Source organism: Brevibacillus jepli (assembly GCF_047229145.1).
Taxonomy (GTDB): Bacteria; Bacillota; Bacilli; order Brevibacillales; family Brevibacillaceae; genus Brevibacillus.
The window spans coordinates 61,242-86,682 of the sequence record NZ_JBFEFW010000023.1; the positions used below are offsets into that span (position 1 = coordinate 61,242).

The 25,441-nt window shown below is 42.5% G+C and carries 21 protein-coding genes; 17 read left to right on the forward strand and 4 right to left on the reverse strand.

Translation table 11 applies throughout. From position 1 onward, the window contains the following. Positions 1-183 precede the first annotated feature (183 nt). The 16 genes from AB1L17_RS22455 (at position 184) to AB1L17_RS22530 (ending at position 17,300) form a co-directional block, all read left to right on the forward strand. The gene (locus AB1L17_RS22455; protein ID WP_412847479.1) at positions 184-1,539 is read left to right on the forward strand and encodes a replication-relaxation family protein; all 1,356 of its coding nucleotides are present in this window, start codon (positions 184-186) and stop codon (positions 1,537-1,539) included. 182 nt (positions 1,540-1,721) lie between these two features. After that, positions 1,722-4,694, forward strand: coding sequence for a type IV secretory system conjugative DNA transfer family protein (locus AB1L17_RS22460; RefSeq protein WP_412847478.1), 2,973 nt, complete (start codon positions 1,722-1,724; stop codon positions 4,692-4,694). Positions 4,695-4,885: 191 nt separating this feature from the next. After that, on the forward strand, positions 4,886-5,812 hold the full coding sequence (locus AB1L17_RS22465) for a S1 RNA-binding domain-containing protein (protein WP_412847477.1): 927 nt from the start codon (positions 4,886-4,888) through the stop codon (positions 5,810-5,812). Continuing rightward, positions 5,809-6,954 carry a replication-relaxation family protein gene (locus AB1L17_RS22470; protein WP_412847476.1) on the forward strand — a complete coding sequence of 382 codons (1,146 nt, stop codon included), beginning with the start codon at positions 5,809-5,811 and terminating at the stop codon, positions 6,952-6,954. The genes AB1L17_RS22465 and AB1L17_RS22470 overlap by 4 nt, the downstream gene beginning before the upstream one ends. A 93-nt stretch (positions 6,955-7,047) precedes the next feature. Beyond that, a complete protein-coding gene (locus AB1L17_RS22475) occupies positions 7,048-7,314 on the forward strand; it encodes a DUF1292 domain-containing protein (protein WP_412847475.1) in 267 nt (88 codons plus the stop codon). A 45-nt stretch (positions 7,315-7,359) separates the two neighbouring features. Beyond that, on the forward strand, positions 7,360-7,920 hold the full coding sequence (locus tag AB1L17_RS22480) for a hypothetical protein (protein WP_412847474.1): 561 nt from the start codon (positions 7,360-7,362) through the stop codon (positions 7,918-7,920). A gap of 29 nt (positions 7,921-7,949) precedes the next feature. Then, entirely contained in the window at positions 7,950-8,462 is a 513-nt protein-coding gene (locus tag AB1L17_RS22485) for a hypothetical protein (protein WP_412847473.1), read from the forward strand. A gap of 45 nt (positions 8,463-8,507) precedes the next feature. Next, on the forward strand, positions 8,508-9,074 hold the full coding sequence (locus AB1L17_RS22490) for a hypothetical protein (protein WP_412847472.1): 567 nt from the start codon (positions 8,508-8,510) through the stop codon (positions 9,072-9,074). 179 nt (positions 9,075-9,253) lie between these two features. Beyond that, positions 9,254-9,775, forward strand: a complete 522-nt coding sequence (locus AB1L17_RS22495) for a hypothetical protein (RefSeq protein ID WP_412847471.1) — start codon at positions 9,254-9,256, stop codon at positions 9,773-9,775. Between the two features lie 406 nt (positions 9,776-10,181). After that, entirely contained in the window at positions 10,182-10,634 is a 453-nt protein-coding gene (locus tag AB1L17_RS22500) for a hypothetical protein (RefSeq protein ID WP_412847470.1), read from the forward strand. Then, a complete protein-coding gene (locus tag AB1L17_RS22505; RefSeq protein WP_412847469.1) occupies positions 10,634-11,215 on the forward strand; it encodes an NYN domain-containing protein in 582 nt (193 codons plus the stop codon). The genes AB1L17_RS22500 and AB1L17_RS22505 overlap by 1 nt, the downstream gene beginning before the upstream one ends. Beyond that, positions 11,212-12,141 (forward strand): Rad52/Rad22 family DNA repair protein, encoded by a 930-nt coding sequence (locus AB1L17_RS22510; protein ID WP_412847468.1) that lies wholly within the window; start codon positions 11,212-11,214, stop codon positions 12,139-12,141. Before AB1L17_RS22505 ends, AB1L17_RS22510 begins: the two co-directional genes overlap by 4 nt. 171 nt (positions 12,142-12,312) lie before the next feature. Beyond that, positions 12,313-12,471: a hypothetical protein gene (locus tag AB1L17_RS22515; RefSeq protein WP_412847467.1), complete on the forward strand. Its 159-nt coding sequence runs from the start codon at positions 12,313-12,315 to the stop codon at positions 12,469-12,471. A gap of 131 nt (positions 12,472-12,602) precedes the next feature. Continuing rightward, the gene (locus AB1L17_RS22520) at positions 12,603-14,069 is read left to right on the forward strand and encodes an AAA family ATPase (protein ID WP_412848887.1); all 1,467 of its coding nucleotides are present in this window, start codon (positions 12,603-12,605) and stop codon (positions 14,067-14,069) included. A 15-nt stretch (positions 14,070-14,084) separates the two neighbouring features. After that, positions 14,085-15,911, forward strand: a complete 1,827-nt coding sequence (locus AB1L17_RS22525; protein ID WP_412847465.1) for a vWA domain-containing protein — start codon at positions 14,085-14,087, stop codon at positions 15,909-15,911. A 225-nt stretch (positions 15,912-16,136) separates the two neighbouring features. Continuing rightward, complete coding sequence (locus AB1L17_RS22530) at positions 16,137-17,300, forward strand: hypothetical protein (RefSeq protein WP_412847464.1); 1,164 nt, start codon at positions 16,137-16,139, stop codon at positions 17,298-17,300. Positions 17,301-17,634: 334 nt separating this feature from the next. Here AB1L17_RS22530 and AB1L17_RS22535 read toward each other — a convergent pair whose 3' ends face one another. The 4 genes from AB1L17_RS22535 to AB1L17_RS22550 all read right to left on the reverse strand — a co-directional run bounded on the left by AB1L17_RS22535 (position 17,635) and on the right by AB1L17_RS22550 (position 20,098). After that, positions 17,635-18,000, reverse strand: coding sequence for a YhjD family protein (locus AB1L17_RS22535; RefSeq protein ID WP_412847463.1), 366 nt, complete (start codon positions 17,998-18,000; stop codon positions 17,635-17,637). 6 nt (positions 18,001-18,006) lie between these two features. Then, positions 18,007-18,276, reverse strand: coding sequence for a hypothetical protein (locus AB1L17_RS22540; RefSeq protein WP_412847462.1), 270 nt, complete (start codon positions 18,274-18,276; stop codon positions 18,007-18,009). An 805-nt stretch (positions 18,277-19,081) separates the two neighbouring features. Beyond that, positions 19,082-19,609, reverse strand: coding sequence for a hypothetical protein (locus AB1L17_RS22545; protein ID WP_412847461.1), 528 nt, complete (start codon positions 19,607-19,609; stop codon positions 19,082-19,084). A gap of 147 nt (positions 19,610-19,756) precedes the next feature. After that, positions 19,757-20,098, reverse strand: coding sequence for a hypothetical protein (locus AB1L17_RS22550; RefSeq protein ID WP_412847460.1), 342 nt, complete (start codon positions 20,096-20,098; stop codon positions 19,757-19,759). 865 nt (positions 20,099-20,963) lie between these two features. On the opposite strand from AB1L17_RS22550, the gene AB1L17_RS22555 reads away from it, so the two are divergent. Further along, positions 20,964-24,794: an nSTAND3 domain-containing NTPase gene (locus AB1L17_RS22555; RefSeq protein ID WP_412847459.1), complete on the forward strand. Its 3,831-nt coding sequence runs from the start codon at positions 20,964-20,966 to the stop codon at positions 24,792-24,794. Positions 24,795-25,441: the final 647 nt, after the last annotated feature.

Consider the following 25,441-nt stretch of genomic DNA (forward strand, 5'->3'; position numbering starts at 1 on the left):
GCGTATTCAAATGCGTACGCACGCATCAAAAAACGCATTTAAAGACGCATCTAGATACGCAAGTACAAACATTGATTTAGCAGCATTGCTTTGCTATTATGAATGGTAAATTTTTCTGAAAGTCAAAACCGTGAGTTAATATTGTGGGTTTTGCATGTTTCAAAAGTAGGGGGACTGAATCTCATGGCAGCAAACTCAACGCTTTCCAAAGATTCAAGAAAAACAAGCATTCTCGTAAAATTGTACAAGTATCGTGGCATTACGATAGAACAGTTATATTATTCTCTCCATCCACAGCAGTTAGAAAGTAACTTCGCTTCAACTGAAGGAGCAATTCAACCTTCTATCCGTACCCCGCTAAAAACACTACGAAAGCATATGAATGACCTAGAGGAAATAGGTTTGATTGAACATGTAAATCATGGCCGACGAACAAAATTTTATTATCTAACAAAAGAAGGATTAGAATTTACAAAAAATGTCCTTGATATTCCTGTAGAGTATATAGGATCAGGATTTAACGATGATTATGGAGACTTTGAGTATGAGAAATACAAGCCTCCTTTATCCCGGCTGGTACACCATCTTTTACTAACCGATTTTTTTCTACATTGTGAAAGAGTTACTTCCATAACTCCAGATGTAGACCTTAACTACCGCGACAACCGATATGCTCACGTACAATATGTAGTCAAAAAAAATGAACTCATTAACGATACGAAAGAAGCAAATGCTCATTTTCGACCGGATGCCGAGATAATAATTGATGGAAAACGTTACTACATAGAGATTGATACCGCATCCGAACGGAGCGATCACCTACGTAAAAAATTTGAAGGATATGCCAGGTTTTTTTCATCCACAGGCGATGAGTCCCGCTCCCTACCAAACGGAATCATTTTCGTTTCGGAAGCAAGGCAAAGAGGAGATTATGGCCAACGAAGAAGATGGCAAACTCTCTCAAATGCTTTTCATGAACAACTATTTGAATATAGCCACCTGATCAACCTAAAGAGTTGTTCAGTAACAGACGTTGAACAAATATTACTAAGCGAGACCGATACCCAGAAAAATGCTCGCTTCTTAATGTTTAAGAATTTAATCAAATACTACTTTATTGATGGTAACTACAACGGCACACAAATGCTGTCTGTTGACACTTCTCGTGGTTGGATGTATGGCAACGCATATTTTAACTACAACCAGGATCCCGACTATCCTCATATTTACCTTTACTTAGATTGCTGCGGACTTGACTCAAAACCAGCAATTCTTATTCGTGAGTTTAAAAAATGGCTAGATAACCAAAACGAAAGTATTGAGATTCTCAAAGCAGCTAAAGAAATCGTCCCTGTATTTACCTATACATTTGGAACACCGTATACACATCATTTGAATGAGGTGAATCACGAATTAAGCAATGCCCTTTGGATGGACATTAGCTCGGATTCGCCGGTTTGGTACAATTCAAAAGGTGAAAAACTACAAGTCAGAAATCCAATTTTGTATAGACTTGAGCAAATAAAGGGAGCACAGTAAGAACCCCCGCTTCACTATCAAGTATTTACAATCTCCCTTGTTAGACTTTTGAACTTTTTGCTATACTATTCATGCCAATTCAAAAACTAAGAGTTTTCTTTCTCAGAAGCACTGGGATCTTACTAGGTTTTTTCCTATGTAAGATTTCCAAGTGCTTTTTTGTTTTTAAAGGAGGGATCGAAGTGAGTAATAACAATGGTACGGAAGGCAGGGAAGTTATGTCAGAACAAAAGAAGGCGATACCAGTGGCTCCACCCTTAGCAGCCTTTTACAAGAAATTTTGGGTAGATAATCGAGAACGAATTCTTGAATGGTATCGGCTATATTTTCATACGACGTTTGTAACAGTACTAACCATTTTCAATCTGTTTCTGGGTTACTCCGGATTGATTCTCTATTTATCGCAATGGGCTCACGAGAAAGGAGGACCAGCATCTGCGTTATCCTTATTCATAGAAAAACCTCCTTCATGGCTCATTACCATTATGGATCTTTTTTACATCGAATTAGATACATGGACGCTGCCTTGGTTACTGGTAGTATTCAATCTCCCAATATTGACTTGGCTTTACTCGACTGTTACCCTCTCGATCGTTAAAGGATACAAGGTAATCTGGAGTTGGAGGACGAAGCGGGGAAGAACCTGGTCTCTGATTCTAAATGGCGGAGCATTTTTAAGCTTGTATTGTGCTTTTTTTGCATGGTATATCGAGGCTAATATGTTCGATTGGTTTTCTTCAATAACAGCCCCTCATTCATACTTGGTTATTAAGTCTATGAGTAGCCTTGGCTATATTCTCATGGGTGTTCCCGTATTTATTAGTGCGGTAGCCATATACTCTCAAATAAAACAGTTCTTCATGAATGAAGACTTACAAAAGCAATTTTTCACTTGGGAGTTCCCATTGTTGGCAAGTCAAAGTTTCAACCTAAAAGACAATTCTTGTGATGTAATTGTTGGATGGAATGCGAAAACCAAAAAACCAATCGTACTTTACGAATCAGCTCGATACTTACATGAACTTGTTAACGGTGCAACAGGAACCGGTAAAACCTCAACCACCATCCTTATTCGAATCGTACAGGATTTGATTAGGCTTGCCAGAGGGAAGAAAATGGGGGTTGTTGTATTAGAACCAAAAGGTGACCTAGTTCGAGATGTCCTTAAAATTGCAACCAAGCTGGGGATCCCTAATAGCAAAATCAAAGTAGTGGATCCAACAGACTTAATGCGCTCAGTTAAATACAATCCAGTATATGGCCCGCTTCAAAAGGCAGCTGAAACATTCCGCTCGACAATTATGGCTTTAACCGCAAATCAAGACGAATTCTTTAAAGGACAACAAGGAGAAACAGCGAGTTTATATACAATGCTTGGGAAGATGAGGTTTGGAGATGACTTCAATATCGTCACTCACCTTCAAGCTATGTACGACGATCCTAGATACCTCGCAGACATTACCGAGCAATGCCGCTCGTCATTGAATCGCCAGATTGATAATCCAGCTCTTACGAAGCAAGAAAGTGCAACACTCACTCTTTATGACCGAATTATTTCTTACTTTGAAAACCAAGTATTAGAGTACAGGTACATTTCAGATCGTGAAGGGAATCGACTACCACTTCTTTACCCTGAAGGGCACCGTCATGGCGGGAAACAAATGGTTGATTCCAAAAAAGACAAATTTGTATCGGGAGCCAAAAAATATCTGAATGACCTTGTAATGAATGATATGTTGAGCGATTTAATGGCCCCGAAAGAAGGTGACGAGGTTCTTGATCTCGACAAGTTTCTTGATGAAGGCGGTATTCTCCTGGTAAATACAGCCCTTGGTGAACTGGAAGAACTGTCATTAATGTTTGGACAGTTTTTTATCCGACAGTTTCAATCTGCGGTTTTTCGCCGTCCATCACCAGAAACAGGGTATAAGAGATGCCCAGTGTTCTTTTATGTCGATGAATTTCCATTGTACATTAACGAAGCATTTTCACGTTTTCTCACCCTCGGTCGCTCCTATTTGGTTGGTACACTAATTGCGATTCAAGACCTTGGTCAGCTTGAACAAGTCTTGCCAGGGTACTCCAATACAATTATGGGATCCGCCTCAAATAAGACAGTCTTTGGAAGGGGAACATATGATGATAATGAACGTTTTTCAAATGAATTCGGTGAAGAAGCAGTAATCGAAGAATCTCTTAATGAATCGACTACACCAGTAACGATGCCGAACCAAACCTGGGGATACCGTTACAACACCACGAGAGTCATGGCTCCACGGTTTACACCTACTCAAATAAAAGAATTGCCCTTTAAACACTTCATCGTGCAACTCGTTGAAGATCAAATTGAAGCAAATGAGCAGCCGGCTATACGGCCGCCTGAACATGCATTTGGACTTTTCGTGAACGAGACAAAATTTTTACGGAAATTCGTGAATATAGGTGAGATTGAGCTAGAAACAAAAAACTACAAGCCGTTAAAAATTGGTGATCACTTACAACTCTACAAACTAATAGTCTCGAACTCCTTGACGAATGAAGCTACAATGGAGCCCGAGGATGCTGTTCATGAACAAATCACAGAGACTGCTGAACCCGCGGTAAATTTAGAAGTTCCAAAAGACATGGAAGTAAATTTCGGACCCGATGATGATCTCTTTGACAATGATCCAGCTCCTCATTTAATCGAAGAACCGGAAATGGTTGAAAGTAATCCTGATTGGGTACTGGTAGACTCGACTTCATCCTCACCCGCTCACCACGAATCCAAAGATGATGAATCGTTTAATCCTCATGAGCTACCGTCACAATCAGAAATACAATCACCTGCACACTCGGAAATTGACCAAACCATGGAAATCCGCCTAAACGAATTATTGACGGCAGTAAATGAAGTTGCGACGACAGTTCATGAGGCAAACGGGACAATAGAAGATGTGAACTCAAATCTTGAAGTATTCCCCGAGAATACATCAAATGAAACAGCACTATTAGACGATTTGGTAAATGAGGAATTTGCCATCGACAACCTGAAAGTAAATAACGATAGTTCATCTGATATGGGATACGCTTCGGAGAAACGTAGTCATCGACAGGAACAGTATGCTGCCCGGCACATAAAAGTAATCAATGAAAACGTAACAGATGATATTTAAAAAACGAGTTACTCCGATTTTTTATCTATTGACGACAAACGCCCTTATTTTGTAAGATGAGGGTAAATATCGATCACGAAACGGAAGCACCGTTTCATCACAGAGAATATGGCACTAGCCATAAGTTTCTCCTGTGTTGAAGCGGTGCCTTTTTGTGTTCTGAACCATCTATATAGAAAGGTGAGAGTAAAATGACATCATTTAATCCCGAAGCCTTTGAAGCACCAGACTTTTCCTTAGGTTGGGCCGACATTAAAGATTCAAAGAAAACTGGAAGGGTTCTTTATGCCCGAGCGATTGGTATCGAGACTATTTCAAACGACAAGGTGCGCGAGGAGTGCCTGAAGCTCGAATACCGAGGAGGTGTTTATGGTTTTCTTCCAAAAACATATATCGACAAGTATCAATTCAAATCTTTGCAATTCTTTTTAGGAAAAGTTTTTGAATTTGTGGTAGATGAATTTTACGTGGAAAATCAGCAATTCCTAGCAAACCGCATCAAGGCTCTTGAAACTCTATCAGCTCGATTCTGGAAAAACGCAAAAGAAAATCAACAAGTTGACGCTTTTGTTCGCGGTGTAGATCCATTTAAAATCTATTTGCTTGTTGATGGTGTTGATTGCATTCTTCCTCGTGAAGAATACAGCTACTCATTCGTAGAAGATCTACGTGACGAGGTTGAAATCGGCGACACATTAACAGTAAAAATTACAAAGGTTGTTCGCCCAGGCGAGCAATACCTGAAGAATAATGAGACTGGCGAACAGATTGAAGCAGTATCCGAAAACGGGCATATTGAAGTTTCCAGCCGACTCGTGGCACGAGACCCTTGGACCGATATCGTACACTTCAACAAAGGTTCAATCTATCTAGGTACCATTTTAAAAGTCCATCCGGAGCACGGTCTTTTCATCGAACTGAAACCAGGACTCACGGTGCGGACTAATTTTCCTCCACGAGTTAATGGTGAACGCTTGAAAAGGGGCCAAGAAGTAAATATCAAACTTACTGACATCGACATAATTAAACGCCAGATTAAGGCACTCGTGGTTATTCCAAATCGAGCTATTGGGAAAGAGCGCCACCAAAATTACGGTCGAAGAGGTTTGATCCGATGAATCAGCTGCTTAAATTTGAGGAAGGGAGTCAGGGAGCAGGCCCTATACAGGGGAAAACTACTTCTTCCTTGGACCCCACTCCACCTGTTCCCGCTACAAATCCATATGCCCATTTGACCTGCCCATCCGACATTTATAATTATCTATTGCCGGATGGGTCACCTTTCGGCCTGTTTAGTGACCCATATGCTACGATGGTGTACTATGAGCCGAATGTAGGGGCACGTAATGGCATGTATTGGTTAGACGATCGCTTGGCTGACCATTCCTTTACGGAGAGGGAAATCAAACTCCTTGAATATCTTTCGGAACACCGCGTCGCAACGCGTAATCAAATTCAACGGGTTGTCTTTCCTGAGAACCAACCGACTGACAAAGTATTCGTGAATTTTTTAAAAAAATGCCGGCAACGGGGAATTATTTGCGCTTTTTCTTGGACGTCACCGATCCAAGATGGACGAAAAAAGCCATTGATTTACGGATTGACCCGAGCAGGAGCGGAAGCGGTTCAAATTTTATTCCATAAGAAATTGAAGGAAGACTTTTGGTTCCATCCCATCGTTTTTTCAACTGGACGCGGCCCCAACATGAACACCTTTTTCTTGGACCTTGTAGCCAATGAACTTTTCTCGGAGCTGATACGGATTGATCGGTTAATCTCCTGGCAACGGCGCCCTCAGATCCGTTTATCCAATTCAACGTTCTTCTATCCAGCCGCTTCTATTGAGGTAATTAAGGAAGCGGGAGATTTTAAGTTGTTCTGGTTGGAAACGATTAGGCCCGGTACCGATTGGGTTACCAAGACCAAGAGGCGGTTTATACAAATACAAGATGCTTATACACTTTTACCGGAGTACCAAAAACCCGCTCGATTGATTGCTGTTGTCGATGGAGAAGCCCGCATACCCTTTATTGCAAAGTTAGCTGATTTGTACATGCCTGATATTCAGATCCGTTACACAACCGACGAACGTTTATTGCAAGGATTATCAAAAGAAACATTCATTCAATGGGTTCGGGCCGAAGAAAAGTACATAGTCTCTAACATCCCTTTCCTTCAATCAGATTATCCCGGAATGAAGGCTACTGAATACTTTTCACAACAGTCATTGAACGTAGAGGAAGAACTCTTTGATGAGTAATGTTCGATTCTACATTTTTACTTGCGGGAGATTCCGCTTCGAAAGTGGATATCTCCCTTCATTTGTCCCAAAAAGAATATGGGAGCCTAGACGATGAACCAAATGTCAGATAGTTTAACGCCCGTTGAAATTGTATTGACTGGTGATTATATTGAGAAGTTCAATGCCTCCTTTGCATACTTGCTTACTTTCAACGGCAGCTCTTACGCCATCATAAAAGGGGAAGAACAAGGCAATTTATATATCTTAAGAGTGGAAGTAATCGATGGAAAGCAAGAATTACATGATATTGAGGATGAAGCAGAGTTTCAAAGTGTTCTGACATGCTTTTCTAACATAATTGAAAATTCAATCGATTGATGAATACAAGACAACTGTGAATTTTCCAAAAGAGGTGCACTACAAGTGAAAAAATCATTCTCCGCATCATTGTTATTATCTCTTTTATTAATAGTAGTCCCATCAGCCATTGCAGAGGATTCGGTAGGCTTACAAGCGGGACCAGCCAAGGCACAAATCAAAGAAGATGTTAAGCAGGGTGATGAGGTTAGAATCAATAAGCTTTTTATTCAAAACACCGGAACAGTTAGGGAGAAGGTAGTGATTTCTACCGAGGGAGGTATAACAGTAGAGAAGAACACCCTCATATTGAAGCCGCAAGAAAAGGTGTTCTTAGAGGCTTCAATCCAACCAGACTTTACAATGGAGCCAGGTAAAACAGAAGGAAAAATACTGGTCTCTGCCACAGAAAACGAAGGAAAGGGAATACAGCACAATCCAGCTGTAGAACTCCAATTTAATTACAACTTGATAGAAGGTACTTTAGCAGATAAGTGGATGTACTATGTTAAGAACAAAGTGTACGTTCAAGGGTTAATATTGATTGCGCTACTTGGAATTATTGTCGGACTATTCATAAGAAAACGTAAGAACCGACCTAAACCTCAAGTGGAAGTAACTACGTAAATAGAACAAGAATAAGAGGGGGATGCAGGATGAAGAAAACGATCATCACATTATTGTTGCTACTGTCCATACCGATGTATGCTAGCGCATCAGTAGCAGATTCCTCAACAACTACAAACTTCACGGTCGAAGTTGTAGAAGAGTCACTTGGCCTCAATATTTCAGGTAGCACAGATCTAGGGCAGATTTCTAGAAAGAGTGCTCCCGAAATCCGCTTTCCTAGTTTAAAAGTTTCAAATCATGGAGCTGTAAAGGGATATCTCTATGCTGAAGTTGGTCAATTACAAGGGATCTCCTTTGGGAATGGAGAGGGGGATTTGATAGCCGTCTCAATAGTTAACGGAAACAACGAACTAGCAGCTATTTCCCAATCTGAGAACCTCCTGACGGATGTGATGCGTGAGCTTAATTCTGACAGTGATCCAAGTGGTATTAGTCCTGGGGAGGAACTGACATCCTTTAACGTTGTCTTCTCCGTTAAAGATAGATTACCTGTTGGACAACTTTCGATGCCTGTGAAATGGACATTGAAGCCTCAATAAACATCAGTCTTTTGATTATGAGTCAAAGAGAGGAGAACTACGATCATGAAAAAGCTAATCTATACTACCTTAGCTGGCTGCCTCCTGTTTGTACCTTCAGCGGAAGCCGCTGTTACCGACACAAGTACAACCTCAAATTTTACAGTAACAGTCGTTGAAGAGACATTAGGTCTAAATATAGCCGGAAAGACGAACCTTGGTGAAGTGATACAAAATACCAGTGATACTACTAATCCAATTTCTTGGGTCCAATTCTCTAATTTATCTTTTAGAAACACTGGAAATACAAAGGGTGTGCTTTATGGGCATGTATTAACCCCAACAGGGACAGCACTGGGAAAAAGCCCAGAGGAGCTTAGCTATATTTGGATGAAATCAAGAGTTGGTAGAGGTGGCTCTGCAGACATTCTGTACGATGCAGATCAGAATCCTGTACCGTCTGAGGTCCAGTTAGTCAATATGATGGAAGCGTTTGACACAGATGGTGATAAGCAATATGTCGGACCCGGCGAATACATTGGTGATATTCAATCACTTGTATTTCATTTCACAGATAGAGTGCCGCTTGGAGAATTGTCCATGCCGATACAATGGGTAATCAAATCGAGTTAAATCTTTGTCATAAAAGCAAAGTAATAGGGCGCGTATTCAAAAGTAAAGGGCTATGGCAACGTGAGAACAATCATGAAGCTTGAGATTAAAGTATTATCAATTCCAGATTCGATACCGTAGTTGGTAAGAGAATACTCAAAAATTAACTTATTAAGAATAATGATTGGAGAGGTAACTTAATGAAAAAGAGCATCTTGGCAGCATTGACACTATTGGCAAGTCTTACCCCGTTTTCAGCATCGGCAGCACCTGCTGATGTAAGCTCCACATCAAACTTCACGCTAACAGTTGTTGAGGCTACAATCGGATTAACAATTACGGGTACAACAAACATCCCCGAGGTAATTAGTAAAACAGCTGGCGGCACTCAGGAAATCTCTTTCCCTAACATTGCTATCCAGAACAGTGGTAATACAAAGGGTGTTCTCTATGCGAATACCTTGAATCCAACCGGAATTAAATGGGGATCGGCAGAAGGCGACTTGTTATCCGTGCAATTGAATGGATCGTCTGTTACGGGAATTGACGCTACAGAAAAAAAACTTACTGATTTCATGACCTCGCAAAATACGGATGGAGACGCAAATTTTGTTGGACCAAAAGAAAAAATGACCGCCTTTGATGTGGTGTGGAAAGCACAAGGGCAGCTCCCGGTCGGTGAACTGGTAGTTCCTATTAAATGGACGATGAAAGCAAATTAAGTCTCTTGATAAGGTCCCTTCTTTTAAGGGACCTTATTTTTTATCTGTGAGAGTCCCATCCCGCTCCTGATTGTAAGCGATCACCTGAATGTCATTGCTGAATGGATTAACATCACTATCCCTGCTTCTAATTCCTCTGAGCTGCGGTGCAGGCCCAGCATTTTTATTTACCACATACACACTCTATGGTATAATTTTCATATATTTTATTCTAATTCCATTACTCGTATCGGACACGCGTCTGGTATTGAATTAATTAGTAAATCCGCTTCTACAAGAGCGACCAAACTACAATTTTGTAGTCTTTTTCTCCGTATGGAGAGATTGGTTTGGTTTCTGTTGTGGGTAGTGGATTTTTTTTATGCCCAAAAATAACCAACATCACATGAGAGGAGTTGTCCCTAGTATGCGTCTTGAAATGAACTGGTTCAGTTGTCATCCAATTGAGAAACAAACAGTTTCGCCTTATGGAGAGAAGGTCATGATGATTCCGAATCGGTATTCTTCTGACATCGTCAATGTCTATGTGGAGGAAATGAAAGAAGAACGTCTTCGTTCCATTTTTCATTTCTGCCAAACGATTACCTCTGGTAAATGTAAGAGTCTCAAGCTCTTCTTCCCCGAGGAGTTGCCACGAAAGAAACTAGAAACGCAGGGTTTTAAAAAGGTAGATGCACTCAGGCTTAAAAAGCATCACCCAGACTTTGCAGTTGCCGCCATTTCGCTTAAAGATGAGTGGGTACTGCAGTTAGACAAACACACAGGAACGGCGATTCCTATTCATGCAGTCGATGTGGCATCACTGCTTTTTGAAGGAAGACAACTCTCTTTAGATGTAAATGGGGAGGTGGTTGCCTGATGAAAGCTGCCACCCTTGTTGATGAAATGAATGCGGTTTCTCAACTTCATCGACTAAACATCGAAGGAATTAGGCCCTGGAGTGCTTTTTTTAGAGCTGTAGAGGATCTATTAGCAGCTAAGTTTGACCGAGTAGAGATTGCTCATCAATTCTATGGGGCCCTGCCTCCGAAAAAGATGAACCTTGAGCGTTTCTATAATCGGAAAAGGTTCTTTGAAGCACTCGAACGTGACGACATCACAGTTTTTCGTGGTTACTGTCATGAAGAAAACGGCGTGCTGATTGAAAAGGGAGTAGACGTTGCACTGTCACTGGACCTTTATCGGTTCAGCTTACAGCGGTACGATCTACTCCTTATCTTTTCGGCAGACGGAGATTTAGTTCCAGCCGTTCAAAGAGCTCAAGAAAATGGAGCAAAGGTTGGGGCGATCGTAAGCAGAAAGCAACCCGCTCGACTTTTAAAAAGTGCTGTGGACTTCCTGATTCCACTGGAAATGATTCTAAGCAAGATTGACGGAAAGAATCTACTCATTCGTCATGAAGCAACCAATCATAATAACCAAAAGGAGAGATTAGCATGACTGTTAACAATCATCACTCCACGCTTTCTGATAAGTTAAATCTTCCGTTTTCATATGATGAATATGGCGTCAACTATGAAGGGAAGGTTTATATCTCTGCACAATCAGTGGTAGAGCGACTAAACGAAGTAATAGGAATGTTAAATTGGGAAATGGAGCTTCTCTCTATTGATGTTAATCAGGATTATAAATCAGTTTCTATACTGGGAGAATTGCGCATTTACGATCAAGATAGAGACCGTTGGGTGTCTCGACGCCAGTTTGGAAATGATACCATGACGATCAAAAGAGACGAGAGCGATCCTACAGGTCAAGCATTTGAAGATGCGAAGAAAAGCGCGATGACAGATGCTCTTAAGAAATGTGCATCATGGTTTGGGGTAGCTAGTGATGTCTACAGCAGCCGCTTAAGTGCCATTTCGAAAAAACATTCGACATATCAGACTGTTCTTAAGCACTTTAATCTTCAGCCTGAAAGTCATGAAAACGGCATCGTCGTACTCCCGGATACATATCGGGATTATTACCAGAGTATGAGCTGGTTTGGAATTTTCCAATCCGATATTGCGGCATTATTCAAAAACGATAAGCAAAAACACGGTAACGGGGTCACCGGGCAGAATCTTCCTGCTTCACCAACAGGAGGAAACTCCGCTGCCAATACAAACTCACCTTCACCATTCCGGCTCTTGGTTCAAAGCATTGGAGAACAGCAGCAGGATGGCACAGTGAAGTTTGAAGCAATGATGGAAGACCAATCGTTTGTCCAAGTGATCGTGCCGAAAGACAAAGCAGAATTTTCTTTGACTTTACAGCCTGGTTTCGTTATCAACGTTAAAGGCTGGTTCAATTCACAAACCGGCTTTCTCAGACTTGGTAAAGCTAAAATTGAAATTGAAAATAAAAACGGTAGAAGATCTGCTTAATCTATTTTTATCGTGCTCAGCGGTGCTATCCGATCGTACTTGGATACTTTCTGTTCAATATGTATAGAGTGGGAATTTTGATATTTTCCCGATTGGGTCTGGTACAAATACGATGAATTTTTGTACTAGTCTTGGTGGTATTGGAGCACAGATGAGAGGGAGGAATTGAGGATGTTGAAAAAAGGTGATCGAGTTGTTTTTAACATCGGCTCAGATAAAACTGTTTATATACTGAAAACAGATGAGTATAGTCTGCACGACAGAATCGTTGTTGATTTACAAAACTACGAAGGCGAAGTAGCAGCTGAATACTTAAATAAGTGTGAATAAGAAGCGGCAAGCGACTTAAATCAGTAGTTAGTGTGTCAAGCCAAAGGTCCTAATTATAGGTGCTTTTGGCTTTTTAAATTGTCACCTGTACGTATGAATCCAACATGACCAACCTAAAGGAGAGAGAAATGATGTCCAAAATCACATACAAACGAGTTAATCTACCGGCAAACACCTTTGTTGCTTATCAAGATAAAGTTGCTCGATATGTTTCACAGGTAGAGGAAGCGAAAGTAGAGGAAAGCGGCGCGGACGTTATTTACTACCGAATCACGTATAAAAACTTGACGCAGCCTTCCTTTATTAAAGTTACGCCTTCCGATGTACGCTTCATCCACACTTGTGAGGCAACAACTGGTGGATCTTCATGCGCTCATTTTGTGATTGCTGGAGTCATTGCCAATAAACTGCTTGGCAGCGGAAAACCGATTACTTTGCTCGGGGCACCAAGTGCTCCTACAGATTTCAATATTCCACAATCTGCCTATACAGACATCTCCGATAAGGTTGAAGTCATACCATCGGTACCCGCTCCCACACCGTTGGTAGCAACTACCTCAGCTTCAGTAGCTACTGCAGCTGCCGCTCATACGACTTCTTCGGTTCCTAAAAGAGATTGGAGAGTGGATTGGGCAGATGTAAAGGAGTATTTGGAGAATACCGGAATCAGTCATCGGATGATTCTCCAGCTCCAGCAAATACGTGAAGCAGTATTCACTAAAGTTGCTCTTACCGATATGGCAGTTGCACCAAAAAAGCCCAAGACACCTTATATCGGAGAAACATTGGGCCGTGCATTACGTCATCTTCTCATGGGAAAAGATCTATTGCTTGTAGGGGATAAGGGGGCCGGGAAGGATACCTTAGTCTCCACCCTTGCCTGGATTTTTGGGTACCCCATTTATCTACAAACAGGTAATGGAAATGAGACCAAAGCTTCTATTGTAGGAGAGAATACACTGATTCAAGGGGATAAGGGGACTGAAGTCGTCTTTAAGAAATCCGCTTTCGCCACTTGCATTGAACACGGTGGATTAGTTCATTATGCAGAGCTGAACATGCTCGACGGTGATGTTACATCCTTGTTCCATTCTGTGTTGGATGAAAACCGTCAGCTCGCGTCTTCAGACATTGGATCAATCGAACGACACGAGCACAGTTTGTTCATAGGATCGATAAACATTGGTGATCACTATGCTGGTACAAAATCTCTAAACAGTGCATTCAAAGATCGCTTAGCGGTTATTCATTTGCCATATGTACAGGATTTCCGCGCCATGTTGATTTCCAAGACCGGTCTGACCGACTCGTACGCCCTCGATTTTCTAGAAGCATGCAAAAAAGCCATTGATGAGCTTATTACTATCGAGAATCAAGGGGAAGAGTCTCGCACGATCCGCGGTTACATCGATTCTTCTACTTACCTGAAGGACTATGGAGTCACATTTGATACCAAGGTTGAAGCCTTGGAGGATTTCGTTATAAACAAAACCGAGAACTTTGAGGAAAGAATGGCCATCCGAGACATGATTCGTCAGAAAGCCTGGTCAGACTTCCCAATATCAGCGGAGGAAGAGGTTTATATTAACGGAAAATAACGGAGGGGATACCGTATGGCACTAGCAATGAGTGTATTACGTAATAAAGATGAAATTATGAAGGAACGTGAAGGTAGCCGGCTTGGCCGCTACCTTCGCATTTTGTTTGGTTCTGCAAAGTTTGGATTCTATTGGACTAGCTCCGAAACAAGTTATACCGACGGTAAAGATATTTATATTATTTACAACGTGCAAAGGCCGGATTGCCGATCCTTTGATCTACATGAACAACGCGTGATCCGTAAAGCTCATGCTATCCATGAAAGAGGCCATCTTGAGTACGACTGCATAGATGACTATACGAACTGGCTTCAAGTACACCATACCCTCAATACATCTGACTGGATTTCTAATCTCAAGTACCCGATCGCCTGGCTCCAATTTTTTGGCAATGTTCTCTTGGATGGCCGAATGGAGTTGCTCACTGCTACTGAAAAACCAACCACAGCGGAATATCTTGACTTTTGCAACTACGAATGGAAGTTCGGTAACAGAGAAGCGGGGATAGGGAAAGAAGCAGCTCGTGATTTTCGCTCTTGCTTTATGCACCGGAGCTTAGGGATGACCGACATTACTGGATGGCTTCCAGAGTCAGTTAATCTTGTGGACTCCATTCAAGCTCTCATTGAAAAGGCTCGTCAAACAACCTCCACAGCGTGTTGTCTTGATGTGGCGCTAGAGATTATAAAAATCGTCTGGCCAAAACTATTAGAGTGGATGGATACAGTTGGACAACAACCAAATGATTTCGAGTATGTCGATCACCACGAGAACGCTCAGTGGGGTACCAAGGAGACAGCAGATGAAAATTCGAAGCGAGCAGCTGCAATACTCGTTACAGCTCCCGCTCCCAGAAGAAAGGATGGAGAGAAACCCAATTTCTCCTCTACACTCCGTGTAGAGCAGAAACAACAAGAAAAAGATGAGCAAGATACGGAAGAAGAAACAGCACCTTACGAATGGAGAACGGAGGGGATTCAACTTCATTTGAATAATGGAACTGTCACAAGCAATGAGGTTGATATTGGGCTATATTATCGATCGGATCTTACCAACTACCTTACAGCATATAACGCCGTGAGACGCCATATTGCACCAGCTGCACGTGCTCTATCAGAACTGCTGCAACCTATTCCAGATAAAAAAAGCTGTAACCAACGATCTGGCTCCGTAATGATTAGCAGAGCTTGGCGAGTTGATTATTTGGCTGATTCCAATGTGTTTGAACGGAATAAGAAAGGAAAGCCAGCTAAACAAGCACGCATTCTCTTACAAACAGACATTTCCGGATCTACAGGCCGAAGCGACTTTAACGGATCTCGTCGGATAGACGAAATGAGACGAGCAACGGTGCTCATGGTTGAAGCTTGTGAGAAGGCGGGCATTCCTGTAGCTTCCTATGGTTTTACTGAAATGGATCTGGAGGATGGCAGGGGTTGTCGCAGTAAGATTTTCCCATTCAAACCGTTTGGTCGTTTTAGCAACACAGAAAAAAGCTTAATAGGTGGTATGGAACCTGAGATTGGAAACCGAGACACCCTTGCATTACAATGGTCGATTAATGAGATTGCAAAGTATCGCGAGGATATTCGTCTCCTCATCATGCTCTCAGATGGCCAACCATGTTTTTCTGCCGGTGAAGATAAAGACACTATCCGTGATATCGTTCTTGAAGCCGATAAGCAGGGAATAGATGTGCTCTGTTTATATATCGGTCCAAGAGACGCCCGTTCGTTACAAGCAGTTCAATATATGTATCCGGGCCGTAGTATCATCGTGGAAAAAAACCTGTCACGCGACTTAACAACACATGTAAAGCGGATTATCCGCAACCGAAAATAGGCCAGGACTCACTCCTGGTCTTTTCCCAAGAAAACGAAGAGGGTTGTCGATTTCCAACCTTTTTTATATACTCAAATTAATAAAACATATGAATTGATCAGCAGAAGCACTGTTGAATTAAGCCGTTCACTCGGCTTTTTCAACGTGCTTTTTTTATTTGACTATGGACGAGTACGCCTTAGACATACTATGATGAAAGGAAGTGAGGGAAAGGTGGAGGTAAAGATGAACAAAAAAGCGATCGATGCGCTTGAAAAAAACATACCGCCTTTACTTGAAAAAAAGCGTCTACTGTTGGCTGCTGGCTCTGAAGCTGAGTACCAGAAAGAAGTCCGTGCATTGGCTGATTCATTCACTAACTTTCAACTACGTGCCCTTGAAAAATACATTAACATTTTAAAGGAAAATTGGTTTAAGCTCAGTGAAGTGGTTTTATCCAGTTGGGGAGAATCACATGCGGATGACTCAGTATTGGAAGAACGTAACCTTGTGGAAATTAAACTGGAAGTATTGAATAAGACCGTTGAACTTAAGCGTGAAGAACACAAACGAAACAACTATCCAGTTGAGAAAAAATTAATAGATTATGGCTTTTTTAATTCATATGTCCCTTCAGAAAATGATATCCCTCGGCTGCCGCTAGGTGGATTCGAAGTAAAGAAGAATGGGTACCACCAAGTTACCATCAAAAATTCGGAGTCAAAAGGCTCCTTGCTGGCTTCATATGATACCCGGATTCTTCTGTCCATCCTTTATTTGTGGGAAGTCAACGGTAAACAAAAGACCTACTCGTTCTACTTAAAGGATCTATTAAAAGCTGCTTTTTTGGATGCTAGTGGGGGCAATTATAAGAAGGCCAAAGAGAGCATTGGCAACATCTTATCTACAACGGTGAGGATCGATGTTTACAATCAAGAAAGTGTACTTGATACAGAGCTCATTTCAGGAACTGGCTGGTATCATCCGTTTGAAAAGGGCTTTGTAGATGATAAAACGAAAATGGTATACATCACTTTAAGTGAAACTCTACAAGAAAGTCTCGAAAACGGTAGCTTTCTCGGTATCAGTATGATGCTTTTCCATGACCTTGAGACAGAAGCATCTAAAACGCTCTATATAAACGTTTTACGTCTCCTTCAAAGTGGTGTTCGTACCATTGATGCTAAAGTACTTGCGGATCAGATTGGCGTTGGCGATTCGAAAAAATCGCGAGCTGGAAAGACGATTGAGTTAGCTCTTGAGGAACTGAAGGAGCGCGGTGTGATTGGAAACTATGATATTTTAAGAGACGGCAGAAGAACACCTAAAACAATCATTCTTGGCCCTCCTGTAGAAATGCCATCTGTTAACTTATTAGATGACGAAGTAACTTCATATGCTCAAGTTTAGAAAGCAGGGGCTTAATATTTATGCCCCTGTTTATTATTTCATGTACGAGCCCTACGAAACCGTTAGGGCTTGTTTGTCTTCTCTGCTAGAGTCTTTCAGCTGCTATGGCTAGAGCATGATATTTTATTCGAAACGGACTCGGCCAACTAAATCAATGATGCTGGGTACACTGCTGCACGACATACTAGTGTTGATATAGAACGACGCAACCAGATTTAGAGTAAGACTAGTTTTTAGGAATCATGCTTCCCACTGGCAATGATTCGGCAAACTTCTTCGGGCGATAATCTTGGGATCTTTTCAAGTCCTTAGATGTTACTGGAATTCTTAAGTACTATGCACGCCCGTTCGCCTGCTGCTTGGCGTCGTACAGATAATTGTTAAGCCGTACCTGGCATTCAGCTTTCAATATTTCAGCATTGTAGATACATTTTTCCTGGCGTCCATGTATAGATACAAGGACAAAGTATAGAAAATCATCTTCCTTCTTCTGGACATGAATCTTTCCACCAAGCCGCACAAACTGATTACGATATTTGTGGTGTTGCCGCTCCGCCCACATAGAGATGCTATCCATCATTGGCCGGTATGACATTTTGAGCTGATCCTGATTAAGGATTTCAGCATCAAGGGCGATTGCCTTAAAAAGCATGCCATAAAGGATTGTTTCATGCAGAATTTCCCGCCATTGGACTATCATTTTCGATTACACCCGCTCAACCTGTAATAAATGGTCGATGGGCACCCACCAAAAGCCGTCGACTCTTACAAGCTTGATTTTCCGCTCGACTTGGTTGATGTCTTTGACTACTCCCCATTCCCTCCGTATACACTCCTCAATCCATCCGACATTGAGTGCATAGTCTTTGCGTACGGAATCATAGATGATGACTTTCATAGCAGCCAAGTCGTCTAAATCAACCGGTGGTAACGGATCTACGACTTGCTCATAGTAATTCTCATACAACAAACTCATTTGCTGTCTCCTCCACCAATCCGGCTTCTACTAGGTCCCTTAATATGTCTGGTGCGCAACCGGGGCTTACCCCAGTGTGGATTTTGCTTATGGCTATGAGATGCTTTAGGGTTAATACGGGAACAGCTTGGAGTTGGCCATCAATAACAGCGTCGATTCTTTCCATTGGAATCACCTCAACAGGAACGTTTGTTATCTAGAATTAACCACTAAACTGGTCTCTGGTCGGTTGAACCAAAGGAAAAATAATAATGTGCCACATGATATTTCTGATGTAAAAGCTGTGATTTCAGTATAGCAAACAAGAACATAGGTTCGCAATCGGATGTAATTCTGAATCACTTACTTCTTCGGGGGAAACAGCTAACAAAACGCGAAAATTAACTAATTTAATGGGATTTGAGAAAATATAAAAGCCGATTTTCACCACGTTAAGGGTTGGATAAGAAGAAGTGATGAATTGAAAGTAGCACAATGCTGTACATAGTATGTTGAGTATCCGAAATGAGAGATGCAACAGCAACCGGATTTATGAACGGTTGCTGTTTCTTTTCCATCAAAGGCAAACCGTAACACATCTACGGGTGGAAAGGTGGCGGCAGCTAGGGGAAGATCCGGCCCGATTGGGAAGATTATGCCCATGGTATCTTCAAATGAGAAGAAAGGCTTATGCTGGAATGGGAAAAGGAGAGAAACAGAAGGGTAGCTCCCATTTTTCGACCGGATTCGATCCGTTAATCATTGAAAGCGATCATGCGCTATGAATAAGGCCACTCACAACGGAGTGGCCTTTGGCTAAAATGACTTATTTTTGGTTGGAAAGACGCTCAATCAGCCCATAAATAACAGGTAATTCCCCATCTTTATCATCAAACTGAACGGTTTCTGCATGCTGCTTTATGGCATTCAGCATCAGGGTGGCCATTTCTCGGGGGAGTTTGATTAGAGCATCGTGTTGTCCCTGAATATACTCGGGCATCGTTACAGGGCCGTGATAAAATTTTTGAACATCGGATAAGCTGGCTAACAGCTGATAAGGCATTTGATTCACGGGATTCAAGTAAAACAGGAGATGAGGGATCATACGAATGAGCTTCACCATGAATTTCCTCACTTGGGGGATTTCGTACAATTCTTCCGGAACGTGATCCCATCCATCGATGGCCAGCATGAGGGAGCCAAAACCCTTGTCTTGTCTCTTGTCCAGGTCAGCTATGAAGCTGAGTAGCCGTTCAAATTTTTGATGAGTGACTTCTCCTTTTTCTAGCTGAAAGATCAGGATCTCATGATCATCAACAACCATTTTCCCCCGATGAAATCGCATATTATCCATCGTATCGCCCCTCCGATTAAATTCCCTCTCTATATATTACTGTTTTGCTTGCTAGGAAAAAAGCTCTTTATGGAACCGGCGAGTATCCCTTAGCAGGCGTACCGGTAGATCTGCCTCCTACGGTTGACCAATGACGACAGCCATCTTTTATTGACCGGCTTCGATTCTCTGCTGCTCATTCACCTTTTCTGCGAAATAAAGCATCCTCCGGTAAAATCCGTTCTGCCGCGATTCATAAAAGTCAATTATCTTTTGCTTATCCAAGGGGCTGCGAGGCAAGAAATAACCTTTCCCAACATTGAAGATTCCATCCAGGTCTGGATAACGTAGGGGAAGGGCCTTAACCTCCCTGCGAAGTCTTTCTTTTTCTCTTTTAGTGGTGAGTTGCAGACCGAAATGCGAGACGATGCGGTCCAGACTCCAGGGATCATGTGAGGAACTTTTTCGCAATAGCTTGGCCAACTCATGACGTTGCAAATCATTCAGCAAGGGGATCACTCTCCATTTTGGGTGGCGGCTGTTCGCGCTGCCACCGATTTATTTTTCTTCATATTTCTCATTATTTACTGGACAGAGAGAGTATAAACCGGAACATTCTGATATTTTCCCGAAAGGAGCCGTTCCTTTTTTGTTGCGGCAATCATTCGGAAAGTTGCTCTAAAGTAGGCATTTCTCTTTCTCCCCATAAGTTTTGTACTTTTCAATATCAAAAGTACATTACCAGTTTATCCAGGAGGCAACGGTTGAATACCCGTAACCTTAAAACGTCATGTTTAGCTGGCAGAACCGTTGGAGAAAGAAAAAATGCCATACGCATATATCGTATGACACATAATATCATTCCTTAGTATTTTGGGGCTTGATCAAACGAAATCTTCACTCTATCTTACAAATAGTTCGTATTATATACGAACATAAGGGGAACATGCAATTGAAAAAGTCCCTGCAAAATGCAAAGACTGTTTCGAAAATAACGTGTTTGAAAACTTTACTTCAATGACTCCTAGTCATCTTACCCTCGGAATCATACTCTAACCGCAGTATTGATCCATAGTATCCACTTATTTAGGTATAGTCTGTCAAGAGTAAGCTCGGGGAGTCACAGTGCAGCTGAGGATTCATTGCCATGTCGGCCAGCCCCCGCTCCCAGAAGTGTGTTGCTGCCTTTCCTCCCGGTTACACTGTCCGGTAGGTAGCCGCTTTTCATCGCCCCTGCCTGCACACCTGACGAATCAGGAAGCGGGGCACAAAGTCCGATAAGCAAACGATTCTGTTATACTTGAAACAACGTACCTCTCGATGTGTGACTAGAACAAAGCAATTATCCATTCATGACCAAAGGAGTTCTTTGACAATGTCAATTGAGCAGACAGGCCCGCAAGGCTACGATTATCAATACTTGCAGACAGTGTATTTGGCTCTTCTCTTGTGGGATCGTGACGAGTTGGAGCTAATTGTTGAGAAGAAAGATGGCGAGGATGCAGAAATTCATTTTACGTTTGACGAAGAAAACATTACGATTGAAACTCAAGTCAAAAGCGAGCAAGGAACACTGGGGATGGAAAGCCTGGCCAAATGGGTCGGACACTTTCCAGATCGTAAGGCTGTCGACAATTTATTGAGCAGGTTAATTAGTGATCACCGTCGTCAAGCATTGTTCATTACACAAAGTCGATGCTCAGACGCTACACAGACCTTTCTCAAACCAATAGGGAACATTCAAGTGCATTCAAAGTCTCCGCTGGATGGCAGACTCGCCGATTTGTTCCTAGAAGCATACTCAAAGGCGTACGAAGGAAAAAAGACAATGCAACAGAGTCGGGACGCTTTTTGTAAGCAGCAGGTTCTGCAACTGAAAGCGGATAAATCCGCATTACGTGAGATGGCTCGCCGTATCCTGATTTGGGAGCGGGTAGATGCTCCAAGAATCCAAGCAGATGTGATTCGCTTGATGAAACTTCATCATCATATTCCAGAGCATACAGCTCCTTCTGTGATATCCGAGTTAGAGAAGGCTGTGAGAGAGGCCCGTGATGAGAGAAAGAATGTCATCCCTCTTATACAGGAGGTCTTAAATAAGTATGCCGGGAATCGAGCCTTCTCACGGCGTATCCACGTACCACGGGAAGACAGCGACCTCCTCCTCCGCGACCTGGAGCAGCATAATGTTCTACTGCTTACGGGCATTTCCTTTTGTGGTAAATCTCATATGGCTGAGTGGATAGCAGAGCAACTGCGTGCTCATCAAGGATTTACATACGTCAAAGAGAATCAATTAGACACGGCTTATCGGTACTTGACTACAACGAGCAGCGAAAGCCGAATATGTTTCCTAGAAGATCCATTCGGCCACACCAGTCTGGATCAGGATGCAACTAATTCGTGGGGGCGTTTATATTCGCTGATTGAACAACTTGCCCCGCATCGAAAACTGATCGTCACTTCAAGAAAGGATCTGCTACAATCTCTTAATGGCAGCCCTTCATTGGAGACTTGGAGCATAGGGACAAACCTCTGGAGAGACTTGACAGTTAACGACCCCCAGTTCGCCATTAATGTCTGGTCTGAATATTCGAATATGCAGCATCTGCCCAACAGCGTGCGAGACATAGTAACAAACGGAATGGCGGCGGAGCCTTCAGCCGTATTGCAGCCGGGACAAATCCGACACCTGGCATTTAGTGAACGGCACCAGTTAACCGATAAAAGCTTCTCTGAATTATCAAGTCTAGCTAAGGTAGATTCCGTTCAGCTGGGTCAATCATTCCAGAGCCGAGGGCCTGCCGAACTCATCCTACTCATTACTATGGTATTGGGGTGCAACATAGGCTTTGGAATAGTAGAGCAGGAGCTCATTAAGCTCTTGCAATCGGTATATGACGAATCGAATCTTCCCAACGGTTTGTCAGCCGCAGAATCCTTTTTGGAGGAACTGGAGCGAGCAGGGTATATAGTTCATATGGATGGAAAATGGATGTTTGCTCACCCAACCTATTATGAGGCTGCGATGTATCTTGTTGAGAAGCAGAGTACTTTTGGGAAAAAGCGTCTGCGCGTCATTATACAGCAATTGCTCAGCCATGGAGTCTTTAGCGTTATGTTGTCCTGTATCCGAAGCTTGAAAAGAATCTATGGAGCTTATCCGGAACAGGATTTCCGCAGAGAGATACGGAGCATGGCTCTTCAGGCATTGTCTTGCCCTTACCCGACCATTCGAGACGAAGCACTCGTGCTGTTAACCGCGCGAGTCGATGAGCTACCGACCGAAGAAGTTGAAGTAGTTTTAAGGTACATCGAAACGTATAGTTTCACCGACTATAACCTCGATTGGTACGACGGGATTCCTAAGCTAAAAGAAGAAGATACTGAAGGTTACCTCTGGCCAAGAACGAGTGTTGAAGTTGATGATATCTCGGATGAAGTGTTCCATGCTATCGCAAAGCGTCTCCAATCCCCGGATGAATCCTCCAAAGTGATTCCCGAGGAAGCGTGGCGATTCGCTCGAATAGTGGATGAACATGAGTTAGATGCCGCCGTCAAACTATCACTCCTTAAGCAGCTGTTAACGTATAAAGAAGGGTTTATCCGTGAGGCCGCAGCTTTTAGCTTTCTTAACGAATACGGAGAAAATCCAGTGCATGTCAATCTCGTTTTGAGTGATCCGCATCCTTTCGTCGTATTACAAGGAATCCAAGGCTGCTTTCAAGGATGGAAACACTGGTCTTTTGATACACGTGAGCGGGTACGAGAGAGACTGGAGGAAGTGCTGAAGGTTAAAGTTAACTGCGTAGCCGCTCATGAATTCATGACCAAATTCTTTCAGAAACCCGAAAAGTTTCGTTTAGACTGGAAGCATATGTCCTCTGAGGAGCAAAAAGAGCTTATCCTTCTATGGGGTTCATTGCTTCCGGTTTTCCTTGATTACATTCCTAGCGAGTTTCATGACATTGATGAAGGTTACCTATTTGAATCCACCAGATTAGCAGCTCGTCAGCTCACAGAGGATCAAATAGTGCGGATAACTAAAGCATGGTTTGAATGGGTGGCGCGCACAATTACCCATAGGCGCCCTAGCGACTTTGGAATGGGCTTCCTGAATTTTTTATTAGACAATACAACCAGTAGCATTCCCTTTAGAGAACATCTCGTCGTCCAGCTCCTTGGCCACCGGGATTCTTACATGGTATCCATGGCTCTCTCCGAATATGTAATATACTGGAAAGGGCTGCGTGCTCAGGAAAAAGCTCAAGTCCTGGATTTGCTGCAATCCGACAGAAGCGACGTCCGTTGGCTCAAAGCTATTGCGTTGACACGAGATGAAAATCCACTTGAGATTTGCGAACTTCTGCTGGGGGATCCAACAGCATTGGTCCTACCACTTGCTGTAACAAAGTTGATTGAGCGGGCGGATACCGGCTTACTTACGGACGCTATCAAGGTTTACGGAACAGAGCCTGGCGAGCTATATAATCTTACTGGCGTCTCCCGTGATTACAGATGGCCATGTATAGTCTTGGAATTGTTGAAGCGTCCTGAACATCCCGCTTTCGCTAGTGCACTCTCGTATGCGCTTCGAAGGGTAATTAGTACCTTTGCAGACGCAAGTTTCAAGGAACGGGTTTTGCAGGCTTGCTCCCACTTTTGCAGAAATGGCCCGAAATCAGCTGTGTCACTGATGACGGAAATCATGTTACACTGGACCGTAAAAGTCAACGGGGCAGACAGCCAGGCGTTATGGGAGATACTCTACGACAACTTAAACGAGGAGGAGGAAGAAGAGGTTACCCTCAAATTAGTTGAGGTGATTGATTGTATTAGCATGAATTGCGATTCACCTCTTGAACTGTTGGGTAGTCGCGCGTATCACCAGCTGCTTACCCGACATTTGATGTCTGACCACATAATAAAATTGCTTATTGAAATGGGAAATTATTTCGACTTAGACGGGACTGTCAGCATCCTGGACAAATTGTTCGATAATGAACCACCGCGAGTACTTCTGAGCTACAAAATCGTTCAAAGCGAGCTTAAATATCGAAAGGATGACAAAGCTCTTGGCCTATTATCGAAGGTGGAAACACTACGGAGGCAGCTGATCCAAACTGCATTTAACAAGAAAAGTAAATTCGATCAAGAAGAACCGATCGAGGGATGGGTAGAGCTATGGAAGGAAAACATGACCTAACGATACACAATTCGTAGGCCCTGTTCTATGTATTTGGTCTCAATCTTTTTCACGCATCTGAAACTGCTTGATTGAACTCCTTAAACTTCCAACGTTTCGATGTTCGATTTAAAAGCATTAGAGGGCATGAGTTGTTTCCTTTCTGTGAAGTTGATAGCCTAATAATTAGCGGCAGCCTAAGACCTTATTATCATGTCCTGAGGCTGCCGATTTTCTTTATTTAGTCAAACTATTTCGCGTCTTATTGTTTAGTGAAAATATAGTTTAAGAGTAGAAAATAAAGTCATAGAACGAAAAATAGACACGTTTTGGCAGCCCATGGTGGAAAGGCGGTGGGGGTCCAGGAGGAATGGAGCAGCGAATTGTATGGTTGCTCAGTTTAAATTGAACACCTGAAGCAATAGTACCAACCCGACACAACAAGAAATCGCTCCTGGTACGTGCCATGCCACCAATCTGTTATTTGGATAGTGATGTCTCTATGCTTGTTTCCCAAATCAGGACTTATAGCTCCGTTCAGGACGTGTAGCTCCGAAAACAGGGGACGTACAGCTCCGTTTAGGACTTGTGGCTCCGTGGGAAAAATGAGATTAAAAAATTTTTTTAGAAATTTTTCAGAAGCACAAATAAGGACGTGTAGCTCCGAA

Bases quoted from the DNA above. Each gene is read 5' to 3' on its own strand.
- AB1L17_RS22475 (WP_412847475.1), top strand. From the start codon at position 7,048: ATGAACCAAATGTCAGATAGTTTAACGCCCGTTGAAATTGTATTGACT.
- AB1L17_RS22515 (WP_412847467.1), top strand. From the start codon at position 12,313: ATGTTGAAAAAAGGTGATCGAGTTGTTTTTAACATCGGCTCAGATAAA.
- AB1L17_RS22535 (WP_412847463.1), bottom strand. From the start codon at position 18,000: ATGATAGTCCAATGGCGGGAAATTCTGCATGAAACAATCCTTTATGGC.
- AB1L17_RS22505 (WP_412847469.1), top strand. From the start codon at position 10,634: ATGAAAGCTGCCACCCTTGTTGATGAAATGAATGCGGTTTCTCAACTT.
- AB1L17_RS22485 (WP_412847473.1), top strand. From the start codon at position 7,950: ATGAAGAAAACGATCATCACATTATTGTTGCTACTGTCCATACCGATG.
- AB1L17_RS22525 (WP_412847465.1), top strand. From the start codon at position 14,085: ATGGCACTAGCAATGAGTGTATTACGTAATAAAGATGAAATTATGAAG.
- AB1L17_RS22510 (WP_412847468.1), top strand. From the start codon at position 11,212: ATGACTGTTAACAATCATCACTCCACGCTTTCTGATAAGTTAAATCTT.
- AB1L17_RS22545 (WP_412847461.1), bottom strand. From the start codon at position 19,609: ATGGATAATATGCGATTTCATCGGGGGAAAATGGTTGTTGATGATCAT.
- AB1L17_RS22540 (WP_412847462.1), bottom strand. From the start codon at position 18,276: ATGAGTTTGTTGTATGAGAATTACTATGAGCAAGTCGTAGATCCGTTA.
- AB1L17_RS22470 (WP_412847476.1), top strand. From the start codon at position 5,809: ATGAATCAGCTGCTTAAATTTGAGGAAGGGAGTCAGGGAGCAGGCCCT.
- AB1L17_RS22490 (WP_412847472.1), top strand. From the start codon at position 8,508: ATGAAAAAGCTAATCTATACTACCTTAGCTGGCTGCCTCCTGTTTGTA.
- AB1L17_RS22500 (WP_412847470.1), top strand. From the start codon at position 10,182: ATGCGTCTTGAAATGAACTGGTTCAGTTGTCATCCAATTGAGAAACAA.
- AB1L17_RS22455 (WP_412847479.1), top strand. From the start codon at position 184: ATGGCAGCAAACTCAACGCTTTCCAAAGATTCAAGAAAAACAAGCATT.
- AB1L17_RS22530 (WP_412847464.1), top strand. From the start codon at position 16,137: ATGAACAAAAAAGCGATCGATGCGCTTGAAAAAAACATACCGCCTTTA.
- AB1L17_RS22555 (WP_412847459.1), top strand. From the start codon at position 20,964: ATGTCAATTGAGCAGACAGGCCCGCAAGGCTACGATTATCAATACTTG.
- AB1L17_RS22520 (WP_412848887.1), top strand. From the start codon at position 12,603: ATGTCCAAAATCACATACAAACGAGTTAATCTACCGGCAAACACCTTT.
- AB1L17_RS22465 (WP_412847477.1), top strand. From the start codon at position 4,886: ATGACATCATTTAATCCCGAAGCCTTTGAAGCACCAGACTTTTCCTTA.
- AB1L17_RS22495 (WP_412847471.1), top strand. From the start codon at position 9,254: ATGAAAAAGAGCATCTTGGCAGCATTGACACTATTGGCAAGTCTTACC.